This window comes from Enhydrobacter sp., from assembly GCF_030246845.1.
GTDB lineage: Bacteria > Pseudomonadota > Alphaproteobacteria > Reyranellales > Reyranellaceae > Reyranella.
The window spans coordinates 4575540-4596741 of the sequence record NZ_CP126889.1; the positions used below are offsets into that span (position 1 = coordinate 4575540).

24 protein-coding genes are annotated in these 21202 nt (G+C 67.2%); 22 read left to right on the forward strand and 2 right to left on the reverse strand.

The window, feature by feature from the left end; translation table 11 throughout:
- Positions 1-7: 7 nt before the first annotated feature.
- Positions 8-784, reverse strand: a complete 777-nt coding sequence (locus tag OJF58_RS22810; RefSeq protein ID WP_300780127.1) for an enoyl-CoA hydratase/isomerase family protein — start codon at positions 782-784, stop codon at positions 8-10.
- An 87-nt stretch (positions 785-871) separates the two neighbouring features.
- Here OJF58_RS22810 and OJF58_RS22815 point away from each other — a divergent pair, with 87 nt between their 5' ends.
- The 17 genes from OJF58_RS22815 (at position 872) to OJF58_RS22895 (ending at position 17029) form a co-directional block, all read left to right on the forward strand.
- Complete coding sequence (locus tag OJF58_RS22815; RefSeq protein WP_300780129.1) at positions 872-1786, forward strand: branched-chain amino acid ABC transporter permease LivH; 915 nt, start codon at positions 872-874, stop codon at positions 1784-1786.
- Entirely contained in the window at positions 1786-3210 is a 1425-nt protein-coding gene (gene livM / locus OJF58_RS22820) for a high-affinity branched-chain amino acid ABC transporter permease LivM (protein ID WP_300780130.1), read from the forward strand. Before OJF58_RS22815 ends, livM begins: the two co-directional genes overlap by 1 nt.
- Positions 3207-4025 (forward strand): ABC transporter ATP-binding protein, encoded by an 819-nt coding sequence (locus tag OJF58_RS22825; RefSeq protein ID WP_300780131.1) that lies wholly within the window; start codon positions 3207-3209, stop codon positions 4023-4025. Before livM ends, OJF58_RS22825 begins: the two co-directional genes overlap by 4 nt.
- Entirely contained in the window at positions 4018-4746 is a 729-nt protein-coding gene (locus OJF58_RS22830; protein ID WP_300780132.1) for an ABC transporter ATP-binding protein, read from the forward strand. Before OJF58_RS22825 ends, OJF58_RS22830 begins: the two co-directional genes overlap by 8 nt.
- Entirely contained in the window at positions 4743-5105 is a 363-nt protein-coding gene (locus tag OJF58_RS22835) for a DUF6867 family protein (protein WP_300780133.1), read from the forward strand. Before OJF58_RS22830 ends, OJF58_RS22835 begins: the two co-directional genes overlap by 4 nt.
- 50 nt (positions 5106-5155) lie before the next feature.
- Complete coding sequence (locus OJF58_RS22840; RefSeq protein ID WP_300780134.1) at positions 5156-6268, forward strand: branched-chain amino acid ABC transporter substrate-binding protein; 1113 nt, start codon at positions 5156-5158, stop codon at positions 6266-6268.
- Between the two features lie 163 nt (positions 6269-6431).
- Positions 6432-6881, forward strand: a complete 450-nt coding sequence (gene rpiB / locus OJF58_RS22845) for a ribose 5-phosphate isomerase B (protein WP_300780136.1) — start codon at positions 6432-6434, stop codon at positions 6879-6881.
- Positions 6878-8185, forward strand: a complete 1308-nt coding sequence (gene glyA, locus OJF58_RS22850) for a serine hydroxymethyltransferase (protein ID WP_300780137.1) — start codon at positions 6878-6880, stop codon at positions 8183-8185. The genes rpiB and glyA overlap by 4 nt, the downstream gene beginning before the upstream one ends.
- A gap of 30 nt (positions 8186-8215) precedes the next feature.
- Positions 8216-8680 (forward strand): transcriptional regulator NrdR, encoded by a 465-nt coding sequence (gene nrdR / locus OJF58_RS22855; RefSeq protein WP_300780138.1) that lies wholly within the window; start codon positions 8216-8218, stop codon positions 8678-8680.
- Positions 8681-8683: 3 nt separating this feature from the next.
- The gene (gene ribD / locus OJF58_RS22860; protein ID WP_300780140.1) at positions 8684-9763 is read left to right on the forward strand and encodes a bifunctional diaminohydroxyphosphoribosylaminopyrimidine deaminase/5-amino-6-(5-phosphoribosylamino)uracil reductase RibD; all 1080 of its coding nucleotides are present in this window, start codon (positions 8684-8686) and stop codon (positions 9761-9763) included.
- 10 nt (positions 9764-9773) lie between these two features.
- Positions 9774-10376, forward strand: coding sequence for a riboflavin synthase (locus OJF58_RS22865; protein WP_300780142.1), 603 nt, complete (start codon positions 9774-9776; stop codon positions 10374-10376).
- A complete protein-coding gene (gene ribB, locus OJF58_RS22870; RefSeq protein WP_300780143.1) occupies positions 10373-11524 on the forward strand; it encodes a 3,4-dihydroxy-2-butanone-4-phosphate synthase in 1152 nt (383 codons plus the stop codon). The genes OJF58_RS22865 and ribB overlap by 4 nt, the downstream gene beginning before the upstream one ends.
- Positions 11525-11527: 3 nt before the next feature.
- Positions 11528-12004 (forward strand): 6,7-dimethyl-8-ribityllumazine synthase, encoded by a 477-nt coding sequence (ribH, locus tag OJF58_RS22875; protein WP_300780145.1) that lies wholly within the window; start codon positions 11528-11530, stop codon positions 12002-12004.
- A complete protein-coding gene (gene nusB, locus OJF58_RS22880; RefSeq protein WP_300780146.1) occupies positions 12001-12480 on the forward strand; it encodes a transcription antitermination factor NusB in 480 nt (159 codons plus the stop codon). Before ribH ends, nusB begins: the two co-directional genes overlap by 4 nt.
- A 1-nt stretch (position 12481) precedes the next feature.
- Positions 12482-13447 carry a thiamine-phosphate kinase gene (gene thiL / locus OJF58_RS22885; protein ID WP_300780147.1) on the forward strand — a complete coding sequence of 322 codons (966 nt, stop codon included), beginning with the start codon at positions 12482-12484 and terminating at the stop codon, positions 13445-13447.
- Between the two features lie 87 nt (positions 13448-13534).
- A complete protein-coding gene (locus OJF58_RS22890; protein ID WP_300780148.1) occupies positions 13535-14767 on the forward strand; it encodes an MFS transporter in 1233 nt (410 codons plus the stop codon).
- Positions 14768-14923: 156 nt separating this feature from the next.
- Entirely contained in the window at positions 14924-17029 is a 2106-nt protein-coding gene (locus OJF58_RS22895) for a sodium-translocating pyrophosphatase (protein WP_300780150.1), read from the forward strand.
- A gap of 56 nt (positions 17030-17085) precedes the next feature.
- Here the strand turns inward: OJF58_RS22895 and OJF58_RS22900 are convergent, their stop codons facing one another.
- On the reverse strand, positions 17086-17568 hold the full coding sequence (locus OJF58_RS22900) for an outer membrane protein assembly factor BamE (protein ID WP_300780151.1): 483 nt from the start codon (positions 17566-17568) through the stop codon (positions 17086-17088).
- Between the two features lie 95 nt (positions 17569-17663).
- Between OJF58_RS22900 and OJF58_RS22905 the strand changes: the two genes are divergently transcribed.
- The 5 genes from OJF58_RS22905 (at position 17664) to OJF58_RS22925 (ending at position 21159) form a co-directional block, all read left to right on the forward strand.
- Positions 17664-18158, forward strand: a complete 495-nt coding sequence (locus OJF58_RS22905) for a ubiquinol-cytochrome C chaperone family protein (protein ID WP_300780153.1) — start codon at positions 17664-17666, stop codon at positions 18156-18158.
- Positions 18159-18192: 34 nt separating this feature from the next.
- Positions 18193-18753 carry a DUF177 domain-containing protein gene (locus tag OJF58_RS22910; RefSeq protein ID WP_300780154.1) on the forward strand — a complete coding sequence of 187 codons (561 nt, stop codon included), beginning with the start codon at positions 18193-18195 and terminating at the stop codon, positions 18751-18753.
- Positions 18754-18867: 114 nt separating this feature from the next.
- Entirely contained in the window at positions 18868-19062 is a 195-nt protein-coding gene (gene rpmF / locus OJF58_RS22915) for a 50S ribosomal protein L32 (protein WP_300780155.1), read from the forward strand.
- A 52-nt stretch (positions 19063-19114) separates the two neighbouring features.
- Entirely contained in the window at positions 19115-20191 is a 1077-nt protein-coding gene (gene plsX, locus OJF58_RS22920; RefSeq protein WP_300780157.1) for a phosphate acyltransferase PlsX, read from the forward strand.
- Complete coding sequence (locus tag OJF58_RS22925) at positions 20191-21159, forward strand: beta-ketoacyl-ACP synthase III (protein WP_300785374.1); 969 nt, start codon at positions 20191-20193, stop codon at positions 21157-21159. The genes plsX and OJF58_RS22925 overlap by 1 nt, the downstream gene beginning before the upstream one ends.
- Positions 21160-21202 lie beyond the last annotated feature (43 nt).

The window sequence follows — 21202 nt, forward strand, 5'->3', positions numbered from 1 at the left end:
TAGCCACTCAGCGGCCCTTGAAAACCGGCTTGCGCTTCTCGACGAAGGCGCGCATCGCCTCCTTGGAATCGTCGGTACCCTGCAGCGCCACCGTCATGTTCTGCTCGAAGCGATAGCCGTCGCGCAGCGTCATCTCCTCGATCGTGTTGAGGGCATGCTTGGCGGTCACGCTGGCGATCGGGCTCTTGGCCGCGATCTCGCGCGCCAGCGCCATGGCGGCCTCCATCAGCTTGTCGTCCGGCACGCAGGCTTCGACGACCCCCAGCCGATACATCTCCGCGCCGGAAACGCGAAAGCCCGTCAGCATCATTCGGCGGGCGCGCGAATGGCCGAACAGGCGCATGGCGTGCCGCCCGCCGCCCATCAGGCCGACATCGATCTCGGGCAGGCCGAGCGAGGCGCTTTCGCCGGCGAGCAGGATATCGCAGGAGGCCGCGACGGCGAGGCCGGCGCCCAGCGCCGGTCCGTTGATGGCGGCGATCACCGGCTTGCGGCATTCCATGATCGCGTGAAAGCACTCGCGGGCGAGGCGCATGCCGCGCCAGGCGTCGCCCGGGCCGCGCTGCTGGCCCGCACGGGCCTTGATGTCGACGCCGGCGCAAAAGCACTTCCCCTTGCCGGTGAGCACGGCGACGCGCACCTCGTCCATGTCGGACAGGCGGTCGAAGGCGCGGATCATCTCGTCCTGGAAGGCGGCGTTCTGGGCGTTGACCGGGGGATTGTCCATGGTGACGAGGGCGATGTGGTCCGCGATTTGCACACGGATCATCGTGAGATCGTCCATTTTCATCCTCCCTGTGGGCAATCTCCGCGTTACACTGCCGCCCAACTCAAGGCGTCGTAGAGCGCAGAGGAGGGGGAAGGCAAGCGTATGGCGTATTTTTCGCAGCAGCTCATCAACGCCATCACGCTCGGCGCTGTCTACGGCCTCATCGCCATCGGCTACACGATGGTCTACGGCATCGTCGGCATGATCAATTTCGCCCATGGCGAAATCTTCATGATCGGTGCCTTCATTTCTTTGATCGGCTTCATCATCTGCGGGTTGCTCGGTATCGGCTCGGCTCCGGTCGCGATCCTGCTCGTGCTGCTGGTGGCGATGGCCTTCACGGCTGTCTATGGATGGGCCGTCGAGCGATTGGCCTACCGTCCGTTGCGCGGCTCGTTCCGCCTAGCGCCGCTGATCTCGGCGATCGGCATGTCGATCACCTTGCAGAACTACGTCCAGCTCACGCAGGGCGCGCGACCCAAACCCGGCGGGCAGATCGTGTCCGGCGGCTACAATCTCTTCAGCGCCGACGGTTTCGACGTTCGCGTGACCTGGCTGCAGATCATCATCGTGGTGGTGACGGTGGTGCTGATGGTCGCCTTCACCTGGGTGATCGCGCGTACGCCTTTGGGGCGCCAACAGCGGGCCTGCGAGCAGGACATGAAGATGGCAGCGCTGCTCGGCGTCAACGTCGACCGCACGATCTCGCTGACCTTCGTGGTAGGCGCGGCCCTGGCCGCGGTCGCCGGCATGCTCTTCCTGATGTACTATGGCGTGATCGACTTCTTCATCGGCTTTCTCGCCGGCATCAAGGCCTTCACCGCGGCAGTGCTGGGCGGCATCGGCTCGCTGCCGGGCGCCATGCTGGGCGGCTTGCTGATCGGCCTGATCGAAGTCTTCTGGGCAGGCTACTTCTCGAGCGAGTACAAGGACGTCGCGGTGTTCGGCATCCTCGTCCTGGTGCTGATCTTCCGGCCGAGCGGCTTGCTCGGCAAGCCGGAGATCGAGAAGGTCTGATGACGGCATCCCGCCTGCCTGCCCTGTTGAAGGACGCGGCGCTCACCGCCTTCGTCGCCGCCGCGCTCGGTCTCTTCATCGTCGGTTTCCGTACGGTGGACGTCGGCTCGACCAAGGGGCTCAGCTTCGACTACCAGTTCGTCGATCTCGCCGTCGCCGTCGTCGCGCTCTTCGTCGGTCGCCTCGGCCTCTCGCTCGCGGCCGAAGGCGAACGCTGGCCGGCGCTCGTCCTCGGCGCCGTGCTGGGCGCGATCGGCGCGGCGCCGGTCGAGCTGCCGTCGGCGTTCCTGCACTGGTTCGTGGGGCTGGCGGGCCTGCTGGTGATCGGCCGCACGCTGTGGCCGTCGGCCAGTCGGGCGATCGACCGGGCCAGGCAATCACGGCGCGGCCGGGTGCTCGGCGCGGCGGGCGTGCGGTGGGCCGCATGGATCCTGCTGGCGGCCGCGATCGCGCTGCCCGCCATGCCCTTCGCCGACCAGAAGACGATGGACCTCGGGGTCCTGATCCTCACCTACATCATGCTGGGCTGGGGCCTCAATATCGTGGTCGGGCTGGCCGGCCTCCTCGATCTCGGTTACGTCGCCTTCTACGCTGTCGGAGCTTATTCCTACGCCCTGCTCAGCACGCAGTGGGGGCTGAGCTTCTGGGCCGTGCTGCCGATCGCGGGGGCGATGGCCGCGACTTTCGGCCTGCTGCTGGGCTTTCCGGTTCTGCGCCTGCGCGGCGACTATCTCGCCATCGTGACGCTCGGCTTCGGCGAGATCATCCGCCTGGTGCTGATCAACTGGGTCGATCTCACCAACGGACCGGCCGGCATCGGCGGCATTCCCGGGCCGACATTCTTCGGCGCCGTGTTCGCGGAAACCGCGCCACCCGGGCACAGGACCTTCGCCGAGATGATGGGCGTGCCGTTCGCTGCCACGCAGCGGCTCGTCTTCCTCTACTACATCATTCTGGTGCTGGCGCTGGTGACCAATCTGTTCGCCCTGCGCATGCGCCGGCTGCCTGTCGGGCGCGCCTGGGAAGCGCTGCGCGAGGACGAGACCGCCTGCCGGGCGCTCGGCATCAATCCGACCAACACCAAGCTCACCGCCTTTGCCGTCGGCGCCATGTTCGCGGGCTTTGCCGGGTCGTTCTTTGCCGCCAAGCAGCGCTTCGTCAGCCCGGAAAGCTTCGTCTTCGTCGAGTCGGCGATCATTCTTTCCATCGTCGTGCTGGGCGGCATGGGCAGCCAGATCGGCGTGGTGCTGGCGGCGGTGCTGCTGATCGGCCTGCCGGAGTGGTTCCGCGACCTCGGCACCTATCGCATGCTGGCCTTCGGGCTGGCGATGGTGCTGATCATGGTGTTCCGGCCGCGCGGCCTGATCGCCCACCGCGAGCCCTCCGTGCGCCTGCATGCCCGGCCCGGTGGAGGCGGCGGATGACCACCGTCCTGCCGCTCATCGATGTCGAACGACTCACCATGCGCTTCGGCGGCCTGGTGGCGGTCGACGACGTTTCGTTCAGCGGCCGGCCGCGCGAGATCACGGCGATCATCGGGCCCAACGGTGCCGGCAAGACGACCGTGTTCAACTGCATCACCGGCTTCTACAAGCCGACCGTCGGCCGCCTCACACTGCGAGGCGATCGCGACTATCTCCTGGAGCGCATGCTGGGGCACGAGATCGGCCAGCAGGCGAGAGTGGCCCGCACCTTCCAGAACATCCGGCTGTTCGCCGGCATGACCGTGCTGGAGAACCTGATGATCGCCCAGCACAACAAGCTGATGCGGGCATCGGGCATGAGCGTCTTCGGCGTCCTGGGGCTGAAGCGCTACCGTGTGGCCGAGACGGCCGCGATCGAGATGGCGCGCGGCTGGCTGGAGCGCATCGGGCTGGTGGCGGAAGCGGACCGGCCGGCAGGAGAGCTGCCCTACGGCGCCCAGCGACGCCTCGAGATCGCGCGGGCGATGTGCACCGAGCCGCGGCTGCTTTGTCTCGACGAGCCGGCGGCCGGCCTCAATCCGCGCGAGTCGGCCGCGCTCAACGAGCTGCTCGTCTCGATCCGGGACCGCGACGGCATCGGCGTCCTGCTGATCGAGCACGACATGAGCGTGGTGATGCGGATCTCCGACCATGTCGTCGTGCTCGACTACGGCCGCAAGATCGCGGAGGGCGCGCCGGCCGACGTGCGGCGCGACCCGGCCGTGATCCGTGCCTATCTCGGGACGGCCGACGCCGAGGGCGGTTCCGGTGCCTGAGCTGCCCATCCTGGAGGTGACGGGCGTCACGACCTTCTACGGCGCCATCCAGGCGCTGCACGGCGTCGATCTCCATGTCTCTCGCGGCGAGGTGGTGACGCTGATCGGTGCGAACGGCGCCGGCAAGTCGACGCTGCTGATGACGATCTGCGGCGATCCGCGCGCGCGCTCGGGTTCGATCAGGCTGGACGGCGCGGAGATCCGCCATCTGCCGACGCACGAGATCGTCCGCCGCGGCGTGGCGCAGGTTCCCGAAGGGCGGCGGATCTTTCCGCGCATGAGCGTGTTCGAGAACCTGCAGATGGGGGCGACGATTGCCGATCCAGCGCATTTCCAGCAGGACGTCGACCGCGTCTTCGCCATGTTCCCGCGGCTTGCCGAGCGGCGCGAGCAGCGCGGCGGTACCTTGTCCGGCGGCGAGCAGCAGATGCTGGCGATCGCGCGCGCGCTCATGAGCCGGCCGCGGCTGCTGCTGCTCGACGAGCCGTCGCTCGGGCTCGCGCCGCTGATCGTGCAGCAGATCTTCGACGCCATCGGCCGCATCGCGCGCGAGGAGGGAGTGACGATCTTCCTGGTCGAGCAGAACGCCTATCATGCGCTGCGCCTGGCGGATCGCGGCTATGTGCTGGTCAACGGCCGCGTGAGGCTGAGCGGGCGCGGCAGCGAGCTGCTCGCCAATGCCGATGTGCGCGCCGCCTACCTCGAAGGCGGGCAGGCATGAGCCCGCTCGACACCCTGAGCTTCGACTGGCTCGGCGACACGGTCTTCAACGTGATCCTGTTCAACGTCGTGCTGGTCGGACCGGCATCGTTCGCGGCCGGCCACGCCGTGGCCATCGCCTGGCGGCAGTGGAACCGCATCCTCCTCTACACCGCGCTGCTGTCGGCTGGCCTGCGCTTTCTCGACTATGCGCTGGCGGACGGCGAGTTGTGGTCGCTAGGCGGCTTCGCCCTGGGCTGGGCCGTACAGCTTGCGATCGCCGCCTTTGCCTATCGACTGACTCGAGCGCGCCAGATGGTGCGGCAGTACCCCTGGCTTTGTCGGCGCAAAGGCTTGCTGGGCTGGGAGGAGCGGCACTAAGCTTGCGGCATCACTCCACGTCGTGGAGGGGTCAAACGAGGGAGGTCGGCATGAGGAGGATTTTCGGGGCGCTGGCGGTTGCGGCCGTCGCCCTTGCGGGCGGCCCGGCGTTCGCGCAGATCAAGATCGGCTCGGCGGGGCCGATGACCGGCCAGTATGCCGCCTTCGGCGAGCAATTGAAGCGCGGCGCCGAGATGGCGGTGGAGGAGATCAATGCCGCGGGCGGCGTGAATGGCCAGAAGCTGCAGCTCGAGATCGGCGACGATGCCTGCGACCCCAAGCAGGCGACCGCGGTCGCCAACCAGATGGCGTCCGACAAGGTCGTCTTCGTGGCGGGCCACTTCTGCTCGGGCTCGTCGATTCCGGCGGCGCCCATCTACCATGAGGCCAAGATCCTGCAGATCTCGCCGGCCTCGACCAATCCCAAGCTTACGGACGACGCCTTCGCCAAGGGCAACACGACGGTCTTCCGCACCTGCGGCCGCGACGACGTGCAGGGCAAGACGGTCGGCAACTACATTCTGAAGTATCACAAGGATGCGCGCGTCGCGATCCTCCAGGACAAGTCGCCCTACGGCAAGGGCGTGGCCGACGAGACCAAGAAGACCTTGAACCAGGGCGGCCTTCGCGAGGTCATGTACGAGGCCTACAACGACACTGACAAGGATTTCACGGCGCTCATCAACAAGATGAAGCGGGACCGCATCAACATGATCGTGCTGGGCGGCTACCACACGGCGGCGGCCCTGATCATCAAGCAGTCGAAGGAGCAGGGATTGCCGACCCAGATGATGGGCTTCGATTCTCTCGAGACGGCGGAGTTCTACCAGCTGGGCGGCGCGGCGACGAACGGCGTCCTGATGTCCTTCCCGCCCAGGGCCGAGGACGATCCGAAGAACGCGGCCCTGGTGAAGAAATTCCGCGACGCCAAGTACAATCCCGAAGGCTACACCCTGTTCAGCTATGCCGCCGTGAAGGTGTGGGCCGAGGCCGCCAACAAGGCGAAGACGACGGAAGCGGCGGCGGTCGCGGCGGCGTTGCGCAGCCAGAGCTGGGATTCCGCTGTCGGACCGCTCGCCTTCGACCAGAAGGGCGACATCAAGAATCCGGTCTATGACATCTATGTCTGGAAGGACGGCAAGCGTTACGTGACCGTCAAGTAGGCGCGATCCTGCTCGAAGCCCGAGGCCCGGCCGCTGTGCCGGGCCTTTTTGGTCGTCGAATCAATGTCTTGTAGCGCGGACCTCACGATTTTGGGGGGATCGTGACATCGCTGCGCCGGATATGGTATCGGGGACTCAACAGCTAGAGGGGAATTGACGTCGAATGGCCGGGGCCACCATCGCCGTCGCGTCGGATCATGCCGGCTTCGACCTGAAGGAGATTCTGAAGCGCGACTTGCAGCAAGCGGGTCACGACGTGCTCGACCTCGGGACTCATTCCACCGCGTCGGTCGACTATCCCGACTTCGGTCATGCCATGGCGGAGACCATCGCCTCCGGCCGCGCCGCGCGCGGTGTCCTGGTCTGCGGCAGCGGGATCGGCATCTCGATTGCCGCAAATCGCAACCCGAGCGTGCGCGCTGCCCTCGCGCACGATGTCACTTCGGCGCGCGTGTCGCGTGAGCACAACGACGCCAATGTCGTGGCTTTCGGCCAGCGGCTGATCGGCGTCGAGATCGCCCGCGAGGCGCTGAAAGTATTCCTCGCGACCCCGTTCGCCGGCGGCCGCCATGCCGGCCGCGTCGCCAAGCTTTCGGAGGATCCGTGCAAATGAGCCAGCCCGCTGCGAAGACCCAGGATGCAATCCCGTCGATGTTCACGCAAAGCCTCGCCGAGGCCGATCCGGCCATTGACGAAGTGCTCAAGGGCGAGCTGCATCGGCAGCGCGAGCAGATCGAGCTGATCGCATCGGAGAACATCGTGTCGCGCGCCGTCCTGGAAGCTGCCGGCTCGGTGCTGACGAACAAATATGCCGAAGGCTATCCGGGCCGGCGCTACTACGGCGGTTGCGAGGAGGTCGACAAGGCCGAGCAGCTCGCCATCGACCGCGCCTGCAAGCTTTTCGACTGCTCCTTCGCCAACGTGCAGCCGCACTCGGGGGCGCAGGCCAACCAGGCGGTCTTCATGGCGCTGCTGAAGCCGGGCGACACGTTCCTCGGCATGGCGCTCGACCAGGGCGGCCATCTCACGCACGGCTCGCCCGCCAACCAGTCGGGCAAGTGGTTCAAGGTGCTCTCCTACGGCGTGAAGCCCGACACGCATCTGATCGACTACGAGCAGATGGAGGAGATCGCGCGCCGCGACAAGCCCAAGCTGATCATCGCCGGCGCCTCGGCCTATTCGCGGCAGATCGACTGGGCACGCTTCCGCAGGGTCGCCGACGAAATCGGCGCCTTCTTCATGGTCGATATGGCACACTATGCCGGGCTGGTCGCGGGCGGCGTCTATCCCAGCCCGCTGCCTCACGCCCATGTCGTGACGACGACGACGCACAAGACGCTGCGCGGGCCGCGCGGCGGCCTGATCCTCTCGACCGATGCCGAGATCGGCAGGAAGATCAACTCGGCGGTGTTCCCGGGCCTGCAGGGCGGGCCCCTGATGCACATCATCGCCGCCAAGGCGGTGGCCCTGGGGGAGGCGCTGCGGCCCGACTTCAAGCTGTACGCCCAGCGGACGGTCGACAATGCCCGCGCGCTGGCTTCGGCTCTCACGGAACGCGGCCTCGAGATCGTCTCCGGCGGCACCGACAGTCATGTGATGCTGGTCGACCTGCGCCCGAAGAAAGCAACAGGCGTCACCGCCGAGAAAGTGCTCGACCGCGCCGGCATCACCGTCAACAAGAACAGCATTCCGGGCGACCCCGAGAAGTACACGATCACCTCGGGCGTGCGACTGGGATCGCCAGCCGGCACGACGCGCGGCTTCGGCGTGGCCGAATTCCGTCAGGTTGGCCATTTGATTGCCGACGTACTGGACGGGGTCGCGAAGAACGGCCCCGAGGGCGATGCCCAGGTCGAGGCGCAGGTTCGCGGCAAGGTGCGCGACCTCTGCGCCCGCTTCCCGATCTACCGCGACTGACGACGCGCCGCAGACAAACGAGGGGGAGAGATGCGCTGTCCATTTTGCGGTCACGAGGACACCCAGGTTAAGGACTCGCGACCGACCGACGACAATTCGGCGATCCGCCGCCGGCGGTATTGCCCTTCCTGCGGCTCGCGCTTCACCACCTTCGAACGCGTGCAGTTGCGCGAACTGACCGTGGTCAAGAAGAACGGCCAGCGCGTGGCGTTCGATCGCGACAAGCTCGCGCGCTCGATCTCGGTGGCCTGCCGCAAGCGGCCCGTCGATCCAGAGCGCGTGGAGCGGGTGGTGAACGGCATCGTGCGCCGCCTCGAAAGCTCCGGCGAGAGCGAGATTCCCTCGGCCCAGATCGGCGAGCTGGTGATGGATGCGCTGCGTGCGCTCGATCCGGTCGCCTATGTGCGGTTCGCCTCGGTCTATCGCAACTTCCGCGAGGCCAAGGACTTCGAGGAATTCATTTCGGACCTTGCCGACACCAACCTCAAGGACTGAACCATGATGCGCGCGGCGCTCGCGCTGGCGCGCCGGTCGCTGGGGCGCACCTGGCCCAATCCCGCCGTCGGCTGCGTGATCGTGCGCGACGGCCGCATTGTCGCTCGCGGCCGCACGCGCGAGGGCGGCCGGCCGCACGCCGAGGCCGATGCGCTGGCCAATGCCGTCGAACCGGTCGCTGGCGCCACCGTCTATGTCACGCTCGAGCCCTGCGCGCATCAAGGCAGGACACCGCCCTGTGCCGATGCCCTGGTGTCGGCCGGCGTGGCGCGCGTGGTGTCGGCCACCGAGGACCCCGACCCCAGGGTGAAGGGACGGGGGCATGCGCGCCTCAGGGCTGCCGGCATTGCCGTCGAGGTCGGCGAGGGCGCGGCCGAGGCGGCGGACATCAACGTCGGCTTCTTCCGTCGCGTGCAGGACGGGCGGCCGCTGTTCCACCTGAAGCTCGCGACCTCGCTTGACGGCGCCATCGCGACGTCGAGCGGCGAGAGCAAATGGATCACGGGTCCTGAAGCGCGGGCCGCCGGCCACCGGCTGCGAGCGACTCACGACGCCGTCCTCGTCGGAGCCAAGACGGTCGCAATGGACGATCCCGAGCTCACGTGCCGGCTGCCCGGCCTTGCCGACCGTTCGCCGATACGCATCGTCCTCGATTCACACGCACGTCTGCCGCTCGGATCCAGGCTGGCGACGACGGCCCGCGACCGACCGGTCTGGCTGATTTGCGCCCAAGCCGACCGGGATCGCGAATTGCGGCTGGTCGACCGGGGCGTTAAGGTGATTCGTGTTGCTCCTACCGCGGACGGACGCGTCGACCCCCTTGCGGCGGCACAGGCCTTGGGTAAAGAAGGGCTGACGCGGGTATTGATCGAAGGCGGGGGCCAGGTGGCGGCGGCCTTCCTGAAGGCAGGCCTCGTCGATCGGATCACACACTACCGCGCCGGTATGATCATGGGAGCCGACAGCCGCTCTGCGGTCGGCCCGTTGGGCGTCGGTTCCTTGGATTTCGCGCCCCGGTTCTCGCTGGTTTCCGCCGGAGTCGTGGGTACGGACACGGTGGAAAGCTGGCGACGGGACGCCTAAGTACGGGCCCATGTTCACAGGCATCGTCTCCGATATCGGCGAGATCGTCTCCGTCACGCCGGGCGGCAAGGCGGAGGACCGTCGCTTCGTCGTCCGCACCCGGCACGACCTGAAGCCGGTCGCCATCGGCGCGTCGATCGCCTGTTCCGGCTGCTGCCTGACCGTGGTCGAGAAGGGGGCGGACCACTTCTCGGTCGAGGCGTCCGGCGAGACGCTCGGCAGGACCCATCTCGCGGACTGGCAGCCGGGCACCCGGGTCAATCTCGAGCTGTCGCTGAAGGTCGGCGACGAGCTCGGCGGCCATCTCGTCTATGGCCATGTCGACGGCGTCGGCAAGGTGGTATCGATCGAGCCCGACGGCGGCAGCCTGCGGTTTGTCTTCGAGGCGCCCGGGGAGCTTGGCCGCTTCGTCGCCGCCAAGGGGTCGGTGGCCGTCGACGGCGTGTCGCTGACGGTGAACGAGGTGACCGGCAATCGCTTCGGGGTGAACCTCATTCCCCATACCCAGGCCGTGACGACCCTCGGCCAGGCGAAGGCCGGGCAGCGGGTCAACCTTGAGGTGGATATGCTCGCGCGTTACGTTGCGCGGCTGTTGGAGCACGAAAAGACATGAACGCGCTCGATAAGGATGCCTGGCGCATAACCTTCGGCGAAGTGAAGGCGGCCGCCGAGGACATCATCGAAGAGGCCCGCAAGGGCCGGATGTTCATCCTTGTCGACGACGAGGATCGCGAGAACGAAGGCGATCTCGTCATCCCCGCGCAGTTCGCGACACCCGAGGCGATCAATTTCATGGCCAAGCACGCGCGCGGCCTGATCTGCCTCGCCCTGCCGCGCGAGCGGGTGGAGCAGCTCGGCCTGTCGCTGATGTCGCAGAACAACGGCACGCGCCACCAGACCGCCTTCACGACGTCGATCGAGGCGCGCGAGGGGGTGACGACCGGCATCTCCGCCGCCGATCGGGCGCGTACGGTAGCGGTCGCGATCGATCCGTCGTGCGGTCCGCAGGACATCGTGACGCCGGGGCATGTCTTTCCCCTGGTTGCCCGCGACGGCGGCACGCTCGAACGCACCGGTCATACCGAGGCGGCGGTCGATCTGGCGCGGCTGGCCGGCCTCACGCCCGCCGGCGTGATCTGCGAGATCATGAACGACGACGGCACGATGGCGCGCCGCAACGATCTCATCAGCTTCGCCCAGCGCCACGGGCTGAAGATCGGCACCATCGCCGACCTCATCGCCTATCGCCGACGCTACGATTCGATCGTGAAGCGCATCAGCGACACGATGTTCGACAGCATCTATGGCGGCGATTTCCGCTGCGTCGTCTACCTCAACAAGGTGACGAAGGCGCAGCACATCGCGCTCGTCAAGGGCGATCCGGCCACCGGTGGCCCGGTGATGGTGCGCATGCACGCCGTCAACATCTTCACCGACACGCTCGGCCAGCGCAGCGGCGGGCGCGGTGGGGAGATCGAGGCCTCGATGAAGGCCATCGCCGAGGAGGGGCGCGGCGTGATCGTGCTCATTCGCGAGCCGCTCACGGTCGTGCTGTCCGAGCAGCGCCGTCGGGCCGGCGAGCCGATCGCGCCGGCAGGCGGTGAGCTGCGGGACTACGGCGTCGGCGCCCAGATCCTGATCGATCTCGGCGTGAAGGACATGGTCCTGCTCACCAACTCCAAGAAGAGCATCGTCGGCCTCGAGGGCTTCGGCCTCAGGGTCGTCGGGCAAAGGCCCGTTCCCGGCCGCGCGGCGCGCTGAGCCATGTCGACCCGAACCGAAACGCCGACCGCGCGCCCCGCGATCGACGGCGTCAGGGGTGCCCGCATCCTGATCGTCGAATCGCGCTACTACGCTGAAATCGCCGATGCGCTGTTGGCCGGGGCCGAGCGCGAGATCGCCAAGAACGGCGCGCTCGCGGAGCGAGTGGTGGTGCCTGGCGCGTTCGAGATTCCCGGGGCCATCGCCCTTGCGGCCGATCGCTATGACGGCTTCGTGGCTTTGGGATGCGTCGTACGCGGCGAGACCACGCACTACGACTATGTCTGCGGCGAGAGCGCCCGTGGTCTCATGGATCTGGCGGTCCGGAAAAAGCTCGCCATCGGCTATGGCATCGTGACGGTCGACACGATGGAGCAGGCGCGTGCGCGGGCTTTCACCGACCGCGGCGACAAGGGCGGCGATGCCGCCCATGCCTGCCTTGCCATGGTGGCCCTCGGCCGCCGCTGGCGGAACGCATGAGCGAGCAACAGGGATCGGGGCGTGCGCCGAGCCGTCGCCAGGCGGCACGGCTTGCCGCCGTGCAGGCCTTGTACCAATGGCAGGAAGGACAGGACGCGCCCGGCGACATCATCGAGCAGTTCCTCAAGGTGCGCATCGGGGAGGCAGGGGAAGGCGGCATGCGGCGCGATGCCGACCGGCCCCTCTTCAAGGACGTCGTCGAGGGCGCCGCCGGGCACAAGGAGGAGCTGCAGCAGACCGTCTCCGCCGCGCTCGCCCGCGACTGGACCTGGGGACGCGTCGATCGCCTGGTGCGCGCGATCCTGCTTGCGGGGACCTATGAGCTCGTGCATCGGCACGACGTGCCGCCCAAGGTCGCGATCAACGAGTATGTCGAGATCGCGCATGCCTTCTACGACCAGGGCGAGCCGACCTTCGTGAACTCCGTGCTCGATCGCGTGGCGCGTCAGGTGCGGGCGTCGGAATTGACCGGCTAGCATGGCCGGCCGCCGGCCCGGTCAGTTCGAGCTGATCGCGCGCTATTTCGCTCCCTTGGCCCGCGACTTCATGGGCGCCGGGGATCTCAAGAGCGACAATGCCTTCTTGCCGGCGGACGCACGGCACGATCTCGTGGTCAAGACCGACACGATCGTCGCCGGCGTGCACTTCCTGCCCGGCGAGCGGCCGGAGCGGATCGCCGCCAAGGCGGTGCGCGTCTGTCTTTCCGATCTCGCCGCCGGCGGCGCGACGCCCTATGCCTACCAACTGTCGCTTGCTCTGCCGCCTCGCTGGACGGAGCGCTGGATCGCAGCATTCGTCCGCGGCCTGCAGGCGGACCAGCGCCGCTACGGCATCACGCTTTGCGGCGGCGACACGGTGGCGACGCCCGGTCCGCTCACCATCACCGTCACCGCCTTCGGCCGCGTGCCGCGCGGCCGGGGCCTGAGCCGCGCCGGGGCGAGGGCAGGCGACGAGCTCTGGGTCAGCGGCACGATCGGCGACGCGGCGCTCGGTCTTCTGGCGGCCCGTCACCGGCTGAGGAGCCTCGCTCTCGAGAAGCGGTATCGCCTCCCTCAGCCGCGCACCGTGCTGGGGCGGCGTCTGGTCGGCATTGTCCATGCGACAGCCGACGTTTCCGATGGGCTGCTGGCCGATGCCGGCCATATCGCCGAAGCTTCAAGGCTCGGGCTGGTCGTCGAACGCGAGCGCGTGCCCCTGTCACGCGAGGCGCGCCGTGTCGTCGCGAGCGACCCGTCGCTCTGGGCCGCCGTGCTGGGCGGAGGCGACGACTACGAGCTGGTGATGGCTGTGCCGCCCCGTCGCCGCGCGGCGCTCCTGGCGGCGGCCCGGGCAGCGGGCGTCAAGGTGAGCCCGATCGGTGTTTTCACAGCCGGCGAGGGTGTGCGCCTCACCGTCGCGGGCCGGAGAACGCGGCCACCTCGAATGGGCTATGTCCACTTCTGAGCGAATGGCTGCCCTGCGCGCCGACCACCAGGAAGGACGCCTATTCGCTTGGGATTGCTCGGCGATGCCGACTAAGGTGCGCATCGAATGGACGGCCTGACGAAGATCCAGGGGGCGCAGGCGATCGAAACCGGTCGCCTCTCGCGCCAATCGGTGCGCAACATCGCCCTGCTGGCGATCTGCCAGGCGCTCACCCAAAGCAGCAACACGCTGATGTTCGCGTCCTCGGCGCTCGCCGTGCTGACGATCGTGCCGCCCGACATGCGCGTCTTCGCCAATCTGCCGATCACGATGCAGCATCTGGGTGTCATGCTTTCGGTGTTTCCGGCCTCGATGCTGATGATGCGGCGCGGCCGATGCTTCGGCTTTCGCACCGGCTCTCTGGCCGGAATGGCGGGCGCTTCCTGCGCGGCCGTCGGGCTGGGCATCGGCAGCTTCGTGGTGATGTGCCTGGGCGGCCTGCTGCTCGGTTTCGCCATCGCCAACATGCAGCTCTACCGTTTCGCCGCCGTCGAGCTGGCGCCGCTGCATTTCCGCGCGCAGGCGATCTCGTATGTGACGGCGGGTGGCGTCGTGGCCGGCATCATCGGGCCGACGCTGGCGCGCTGGACGCCCGACCTCTGGCTGCCAACCTTCCAGGCGAGCTTCGTCGCCGTGGTCGTGGTCCATGCGATCGTGTTCGTGGTCCTCGGCTTCATCGGATTCCCTGCGATAAAGGCCGAAGACAGCACGGGGCCGCAGCGGCCGCTGCTCGAGATCGTGACCCAGCCGGCCTACATGGTGGCCGTGGCCGGCGCGATGATCGCCTTCGGCGTGATGTCGTTCGTCATGGCGGCCTCGCCGATCGCCATCGTCCAGTGCGGCCTCGACAAGACCGAAGCCCCGGTCACGATCTTCGCGCATGTAATGGGGATGTTCATCCCGGCCTTCTTCACCGGCCATCTCGTGGCCCGCTTCGGCATCTTCAACGTGATGCTGGCGGGTGCCGCCCTGCTGATCGCCGGCGTCGCCGTCGCCCTGGTCGGGACCACTGCCTGGCATTTCCGCAGCGCGCTCAGCCTGAACGGCGTGGGCTGGAATTTCCTCTTCGTGGGCGCCACGACGCTGCTGACCACGACCTATCGGCCGGCGGAGCGCGGCAAGGCGCAAGCCTTCAACGACTTCATGGTGTTCGGCACCACCACGACGGCGAGCCTCATGGCGAGCGTCGTGCTCGAGCTCAAGGGCTGGGAGGTACTGAACTACTTCGCCTTCGCCCTGGTCTGTGCCGCCCTGGTCGTCATCGGCCTGTTCCGCTTGCGCCACCGCGCCCCGGCGTGAGGCCAAGCCCTTGAGGTGAAGGGGATTTTCCCCTTCGGCGCATGGTTGCGCGGCCGGAGGGGTTCTGTCATTTTCCAGCGCCTCGCCCCGGGGGAGAGACCTTCGCTTCGGGCGGCAACAAGCAGGAAAATGCCGAAAAAACAATAGGTTGCATACATGTCTTCCGTTCTTTGGGCCGTCATCGCGTGCGGCCTGATCGCCGTGCTCTACGGCGTCGTCACCGCATCGCGGGTCATGGCCGCCGATGCCGGCACGCCGCGCATGCAAGAGATCGCGCAAGCGGTCCAGGAGGGCGCCGCCGCGTATCTGCGCCGCCAGTACAGGACCATCGCCATCGTGGGCGTCGTCGTGCTCATTCTCCTGTTCCTGCTGCTCGGAAAGCTGGCCGCGGGCGGCTTCCTGATCGGCGCCGTGCTGTCGGGCGCCACGGGCTTCATCGGCATGAACGTCTCGGTGCGTGCCAATGTGCGCACCGCCGTGGCGGCCCAGAAGAGCCTGGGGCAGGGGCTCGACCTCGCCTTCAAGTCGGGCGCCATCACCGGCATGCTGGTGGCCGGCCTCGCGCTGCTGGGCGTCTCCGGCTACTATTCGCTGCTCAGCAATGCCGGCATTGCACCGGGCAGCCGCGAGATGGTCGATGCGCTTGTCGCCCTGGGCTTCGGCGCTTCGCTGATCTCGATCTTCGCCCGTCTGGGCGGCGGCATCTTCACCAAGGGCGCCGACGTGGGCGGCGACATGGTGGGCAAGGTGGAGGCCGGCATCCCCGAGGATGACCCGCGCAACCCGGCCACGATCGCCGACAACGTGGGCGACAATGTCGGCGATTGCGCCGGCATGGCAGCCGACCTGTTCGAGACCTATGCCGTGACGACGGTCGCCACCATGGTGCTGGCGTCGATCTTCTTCGCCGCGGATCCGGCACTGGTCACGAAGCTGATGGTCTATCCCCTGGCGATCGGGGCCGCCTGCATCATCACCTCGATCATCGGCACGTTCTTCGTCAAGCTGGGGGACGACGCGAAGATCATGTGGGCGATGTACAAGGGAGTGATCGTCGCCGCGGTGCTGTCGATTCCGGCGATGTGGTTCGTCACCAGCCAGATCGTGGGCATGGACACGGTGCTCAAGGTCGGCGACCGGTCGTTCACGGGCATGTCGCTCTTCTGGTGCTCGCTGGTCGGCCTCGCGATCACCGGCCTGATCGTCTGGATCACGGAATACTACACGGGTACCGACTATCGCCCCGTGAAGGCGGTGGCGCAGGCGTCGGTCACCGGCCACGGCACCAACGTCATCGCCGGTCTCGCGATGTCCATGGAGGCGACCGCACTGCCCGCCCTGCTGATCTGCGCGGGCATCGTGATCTGCTACGTGCTGGCCGGTCTCTTCGGCATTGCGGTCGCGACCACCGCCATGCTGGCGCTGGCGGGCATGGTGGTGGCGCTCGATGCCTACGGGCCCGTCACGGACAATGCCGGGGGCATTGCCGAGATGTCGGGACTGCCGAAGGAGGTGCGCAAGAACACCGATGCGCTCGACGCCGTCGGCAACACCACCAAGGCGGTCACCAAGGGCTATGCCATCGCCTCGGCAGGCCTCGGCGCGCTGGTACTGTTCGCGGCCTACACCTCCGACCTCGACTACTTCATGAGCCAGGGCAAGCTCGGCACCACAGCCGTCGAGTTCTCGCTCAAGAACCCGTACGTCGTCGTCGGCCTGCTTATCGGTGGCCTGCTGCCGTATCTGTTCGGCGGTATGTCGATGCTGGCCGTCGGCCGTGCCGCCCAGTCCGTGGTCGAGGAGGTGCGTCGGCAGTTCAAGGAGAAGCCCGGCATCATGAAGGGCACCGACCGGCCCGACTACGGGCGCGCCGTCGACATGCTGACCCGCGCCGCGATCAAGGAGATGATGATCCCGTCGCTGCTGCCCGTTCTCTCGCCGATCGTGGTGTTCCTGGTGATCAGCGCGATCTCGGGCCGTTCGGATGCGTTCGCGGCCGTCGGCGCCATGCTCCTGGGCGTGATCGCCACCGGCATCTTCGTCGCCATCTCCATGACGGCGGGCGGCGGCGCCTGGGACAATGCCAAGAAGTACATCGAGGAGGGTCACTTCGGCGGCAAGGGCTCGGAAGCCCACAAGGCTGCCGTGACCGGCGATACGGTTGGCGATCCGTACAAGGACACCGCAGGGCCGGCGGTGAACCCCATGATCAAGATCACCAACATCGTGGCCTTGCTGCTGCTCGCCGTGCTGGCGCACTGAGCCAGGCGCAAGGAAGGAAACGGGAAAGCCCCGGTCGAAGGACCGGGGCTTTTTCGTCAGATGCCGCCGCCGCTGGTTGGCGCGCCCGGGTTGGACTGCTTGGGCGTCGAGAAGCGGCCGACATTGCCCAGGATCTGCTCCAGGATGGTGAGCTCCTTGCCGGCCGTCGGCGTGATGCGCGAGACCATGGTGATATTCTCGGCGTCGTTGAGGTCGTACTTCTTGATCGCGTCCAGGCGCCCCGATTCGTTGAAGGTGAGCTGCATCACGTGCTGGTCGACGATTTCGGGCTTCAGGAACGCCCAGCTCTCCTGCTTCTGGCTGATGTAGTACCAGACGTTGGGCTTGAAGGTGGACACCGCCGAGGGCGATCCGATCAACCGGACCACGTCGTCGCGGCTTTGCGTGCCGATCTCGAGCTTGTCGACCGAGCCGGGCGTCGGCGCGAAGCCGCGTTGCGCGACGGTGTTGGCGCAACCCCCCGAGGCGAGGGAGCCAAGAGCGACGGCGGCAAGCAGGATCGGGACGGTGCGACGCATGGACGTATTCTTGGGTTCCGGAGAAAGAGGATGCACAAAATGTCGTGGCGAAGGCCCCGGGTCAACCGACGGCCGTCGCGACGAGGGAGAAGTGTGTGTTTCGCCGCAAGAATCCCGACGCGGACTATGCCGCCGCGGTCTATCGTGTCACCGCCGAGCGCGCGCGCGCCCCTGAGCTGTTCGAGGCGTGCGGCATTCCCGATACGCTCGACGGCCGGTTCGATGCGCTGGCCTTGCACGCCGCCTTGACGATCGACCGCTTGCGCCGTGAGCCGGATGGGCAGGCCCTGGCGCAAGCGTTCTTCGATACCATGTTTCGCCATCTCGACCTCACGTTGCGCGAGATCGGCGTGCAGGACCTGGGCGTCGGACGGCGCATCAAGATCATGGCCGAGGGTCTTCATGGCCGGGCGCTGGCCTATCGGGAGGCGCTGGCCGGCGGGCCGACGCCGCTTGCCGAGGTCTTGCGCCGCAACGCCTATGGCGGTAGGCCGCCGGACGATGCTGCTCTCGTCATCCGGTTGGAAGCCTATGTCCGCCGGGAAGTCGACCGGCTCGCTTCGACGGCGCGCAACGATCTCGTGAAGTAGAATTAAGAAAATGCCTCAACAATCTGACAGGAAAGTGAAATCGGAACTGGAAAGGGTCGTCGACCTGGATCGCATGGGACCGGCGGGGACGGCGCTCGACATTGTCGCGAGCGACGGCGAGCGAGCGGCGCTGGTGCGGCGCTTCGGTTTCCTCGGGCTACCCGCCTTCTCGGCCCGCGCCACCGTCGATCGACGGCCAGGAGGCCAGATCGTGGTCGAAGGACGATTGCGCGGCAAGATCGTGCAAGCCTGCATCCTGACCCTCGACCCGGTCACCCAGGATCTCGACGAGACGTTCCGCATCGTCTTCAAGCAGGGCCTGGCGGAGGAGCGCGATCCGGAAAGCGGAGAGGCAGTGCTCAGCGCCCAGACGGACGCTCCCGAGCCGCTGACCGGGAATCTGCTCGATGTCGGCGAAATCGTCGCCGAGCAGCTTTCACTGGCGGCAGACCCCTATCCCCGGCGGGCCGGCGCCAAGCTCGAGGACGTGCTGCCCCGGTCCCGACACGGCGGACGGCCCAGCCGGGCCGAGCAGAAGCGACATCCTTTCGCCGGCCTCGCGGCCCTGCGAGACAAACCGCGCCGCGGCCGGTAAATTGTTGCGGCGTCGTAACGATTTGGCTAGAGAAGTCGGCCCGCCGCGCCTATGGAGCGCGGCCTCGGCGTTTTTAAGGGCTGGCGCCGCCGCCGCTCTGGTCTGGAGATTGTCATGGCCGTTCCCAAGAAGAAGGTTTCCAAATCACGTCGCAACATGCGGCGGGCCCATCACGCCCTGCCGTCGATGGCCTATGTCGAGTGCAAGAATTGCGGTGAGCTGAAGCGGCCGCATATGTTGTGCTCGCATTGCGGCTACTACCGCGAGGACATGCCGGTCCTGGCCGACAGCGCGTCGGCGGAGAAGTAGGTCGCCACGCGCGGCCGACGATGGGCAGGCGGTCGACAGGCGGAGCGGCGCGATGAGCGCGGCCAAGGTTGTTCTGGCACTCGACGGAATGGGAGGAGATCGGGCGCCCGACGTCGTGGTGGAGGGCGCGGATATCGCGCGCGAGCGCCATCCCGGCACGACGTTCCTTCTGTTCGGCGATCCCGCGCGGCTGAAGCCGCTGGTCGACCGGCGCAAAGGACTGGCGAAGGTTCTCGAGATCGTGCCGGCGGAGGATGCCGTCAGCGCCGACGACAAGCCGTCCTTCGCACTTCGGCGTCGCCGCAAGTCGAGCATGTGGCTCGCCGTCCAGGCCGCCGCCGAAGGCCGCGCCGACAGCGTGGTGTCGGCGGGAAACACGGGAGCATTGCTGGCAATCTCCATGTTCGCGATGCGCATGGTGGAAGGAGCCCACCGTCCGGCACTCGCCTCGTTCCTGCCGACCAGCCGCGGCGAGGTGGTGATGCTGGACCTCGGCGCCAATGTCGAGTGCGATGCGGAGAACCTGGCCGAATTCTCGGTCATGGGCAGCGTCTTCGCGCAGGTGCTGCTGGGCCTCGATACGCCGAAGCTCGGGCTCCTGAACGTGGGCTCGGAGGAACTCAAGGGTCATGACGAGGTGCGTCAGGCGGCGAGCTGGCTGAGACGCGACGGCTCGCCGGTCCACTTCCACGGCTTCGTCGAAGGCAACGACATCGGCACGGGGGTCGTGGACGTGGTCGTGACCGACGGCTTCACCGGAAATGTCGCGCTGAAAGCGATCGAGGGCACTGCCAAGCTCTACACCGGCTTCGTGCGCGACGCCTTCCGGACGTCGACATTCGCCAGACTCGGCTACCTGTTCGCGTCGGGCGCCTGGATGAAGCTGCGCAAGAGAGTCGATCCCCGGCGCTACAACGGCGGCGTCTTCCTCGGTCTCGACGGGGTTTGCGTCAAGAGCCACGGTGGCACCGACGGCCTGGGTTTCGCCTATGCCATCGGCGTGGCCAACGACCTGGTGCGTTACGAATACAAGACCAAGCTGATCGAAGGGTTGGCGAAACTGCGGCAGATCACGTCGGCAACCGAATCCCCGACCGAGGCGCTGCAGGCGAGCGGAGGCGCCGAGTGATTCGTTCAGTGGTTCAAGGGTGCGGCGCGTACCTGCCCGAGAAGGTCGTCACCAACGACGAGCTGGCCAAGAAAGTCGATACTTCGGACGAGTGGATCCGCCAGCGCACCGGCATCCGCCAGCGCCACATCGCGGCGGAGGGAGAGTTCACCTCGCATCTCGCGCTGAAGGCCTCCGAGCGTGCATTGGCCCATGCCGGCATCGCGCCGTCCGACCTCGATCTGATCGTGCTCGCGACGGCAACGCCGGACGAGACCTTTCCGGCGACGGCCACGCGTGTGCAATCGGCCCTCGGCATGACCCGCGGCGCTGCGTTCGACGTGCAGGCGGTCTGTGCGGGCTTCGTCTACGGCGTGTCGGTCGCCGACAGCATGCTCAAGAACGGTCTCGCCTCGACAGCGCTGGTGATCGGCGCGGAGACCTTCTCGCGCATCCTCGACTGGACCGACCGCGGCACGTGCGTGCTGTTCGGCGACGGCGCCGGCGCGCTGGTTCTGAAGGCCGAGCAAGGAACGGGCAGTGCCGCCGATCGCGGCGTGCTCGCCAATGCATTGCACTCCGACGGCCGGCAGCACGACATCCTCTATGTCGACGGCGGTCCGTCCTCGACGCGCACGACCGGCCTTCTGCGCATGGAAGGCAAGGAGGTCTTCAAGCATGCCGTCATAAACATGGCGGCGGTCGTGGCCGAAGTGCTGGAGAAAGCGGGCCTCACGCCGACGGACATCGACTGGCTCGTGCCGCACCAGGCCAACAAGCGCATCATCGACGGCACCGGCCGCAAGCTCGGCCTTTCGCCCGACCAGGTGGTGGTGACCGTCGACAAGCATGCCAACACTTCCGCCGCCTCCATCCCGTTGGCTCTCGATACCGCGGTCAAGGATGGACGCATCAAGAGGGGTGATCTCGTGCTGCTGGAGGGTATCGGCGGCGGTCTCGCTTGGGGAGCCTCCTTGGTTCGCTGGTGACCCTCGCCCGCAAGGCGAGGACCAAAACGAAACAGGAACAGCG

Excerpts from the sequence above, each read along its gene's own strand:
- ribD (WP_300780140.1), top strand. The coding sequence starts at position 8,684 with ATGATGCGCGCGGCGCTCGCGCTGGCGCGCCGGTCGCTGGGGCGCACC.
- OJF58_RS22900 (WP_300780151.1), bottom strand. The coding sequence starts at position 17,568 with ATGCGTCGCACCGTCCCGATCCTGCTTGCCGCCGTCGCTCTTGGCTCC.
- OJF58_RS22810 (WP_300780127.1), bottom strand. The coding sequence starts at position 784 with ATGGACGATCTCACGATGATCCGTGTGCAAATCGCGGACCACATCGCC.
- ribH (WP_300780145.1), top strand. The coding sequence starts at position 11,528 with ATGTCGACCCGAACCGAAACGCCGACCGCGCGCCCCGCGATCGACGGC.
- livM (WP_300780130.1), top strand. The coding sequence starts at position 1,786 with ATGACGGCATCCCGCCTGCCTGCCCTGTTGAAGGACGCGGCGCTCACC.
- OJF58_RS22825 (WP_300780131.1), top strand. The coding sequence starts at position 3,207 with ATGACCACCGTCCTGCCGCTCATCGATGTCGAACGACTCACCATGCGC.
- plsX (WP_300780157.1), top strand. The coding sequence starts at position 19,115 with ATGAGCGCGGCCAAGGTTGTTCTGGCACTCGACGGAATGGGAGGAGAT.
- OJF58_RS22840 (WP_300780134.1), top strand. The coding sequence starts at position 5,156 with ATGAGGAGGATTTTCGGGGCGCTGGCGGTTGCGGCCGTCGCCCTTGCG.
- OJF58_RS22865 (WP_300780142.1), top strand. The coding sequence starts at position 9,774 with ATGTTCACAGGCATCGTCTCCGATATCGGCGAGATCGTCTCCGTCACG.
- glyA (WP_300780137.1), top strand. The coding sequence starts at position 6,878 with ATGAGCCAGCCCGCTGCGAAGACCCAGGATGCAATCCCGTCGATGTTC.
- nrdR (WP_300780138.1), top strand. The coding sequence starts at position 8,216 with ATGCGCTGTCCATTTTGCGGTCACGAGGACACCCAGGTTAAGGACTCG.
- nusB (WP_300780146.1), top strand. The coding sequence starts at position 12,001 with ATGAGCGAGCAACAGGGATCGGGGCGTGCGCCGAGCCGTCGCCAGGCG.
- ribB (WP_300780143.1), top strand. The coding sequence starts at position 10,373 with ATGAACGCGCTCGATAAGGATGCCTGGCGCATAACCTTCGGCGAAGTG.
- thiL (WP_300780147.1), top strand. The coding sequence starts at position 12,482 with ATGGCCGGCCGCCGGCCCGGTCAGTTCGAGCTGATCGCGCGCTATTTC.
- OJF58_RS22895 (WP_300780150.1), top strand. The coding sequence starts at position 14,924 with ATGTCTTCCGTTCTTTGGGCCGTCATCGCGTGCGGCCTGATCGCCGTG.
- rpiB (WP_300780136.1), top strand. The coding sequence starts at position 6,432 with ATGGCCGGGGCCACCATCGCCGTCGCGTCGGATCATGCCGGCTTCGAC.
- rpmF (WP_300780155.1), top strand. The coding sequence starts at position 18,868 with ATGGCCGTTCCCAAGAAGAAGGTTTCCAAATCACGTCGCAACATGCGG.
- OJF58_RS22835 (WP_300780133.1), top strand. The coding sequence starts at position 4,743 with ATGAGCCCGCTCGACACCCTGAGCTTCGACTGGCTCGGCGACACGGTC.
- OJF58_RS22815 (WP_300780129.1), top strand. The coding sequence starts at position 872 with ATGGCGTATTTTTCGCAGCAGCTCATCAACGCCATCACGCTCGGCGCT.
- OJF58_RS22890 (WP_300780148.1), top strand. The coding sequence starts at position 13,535 with ATGGACGGCCTGACGAAGATCCAGGGGGCGCAGGCGATCGAAACCGGT.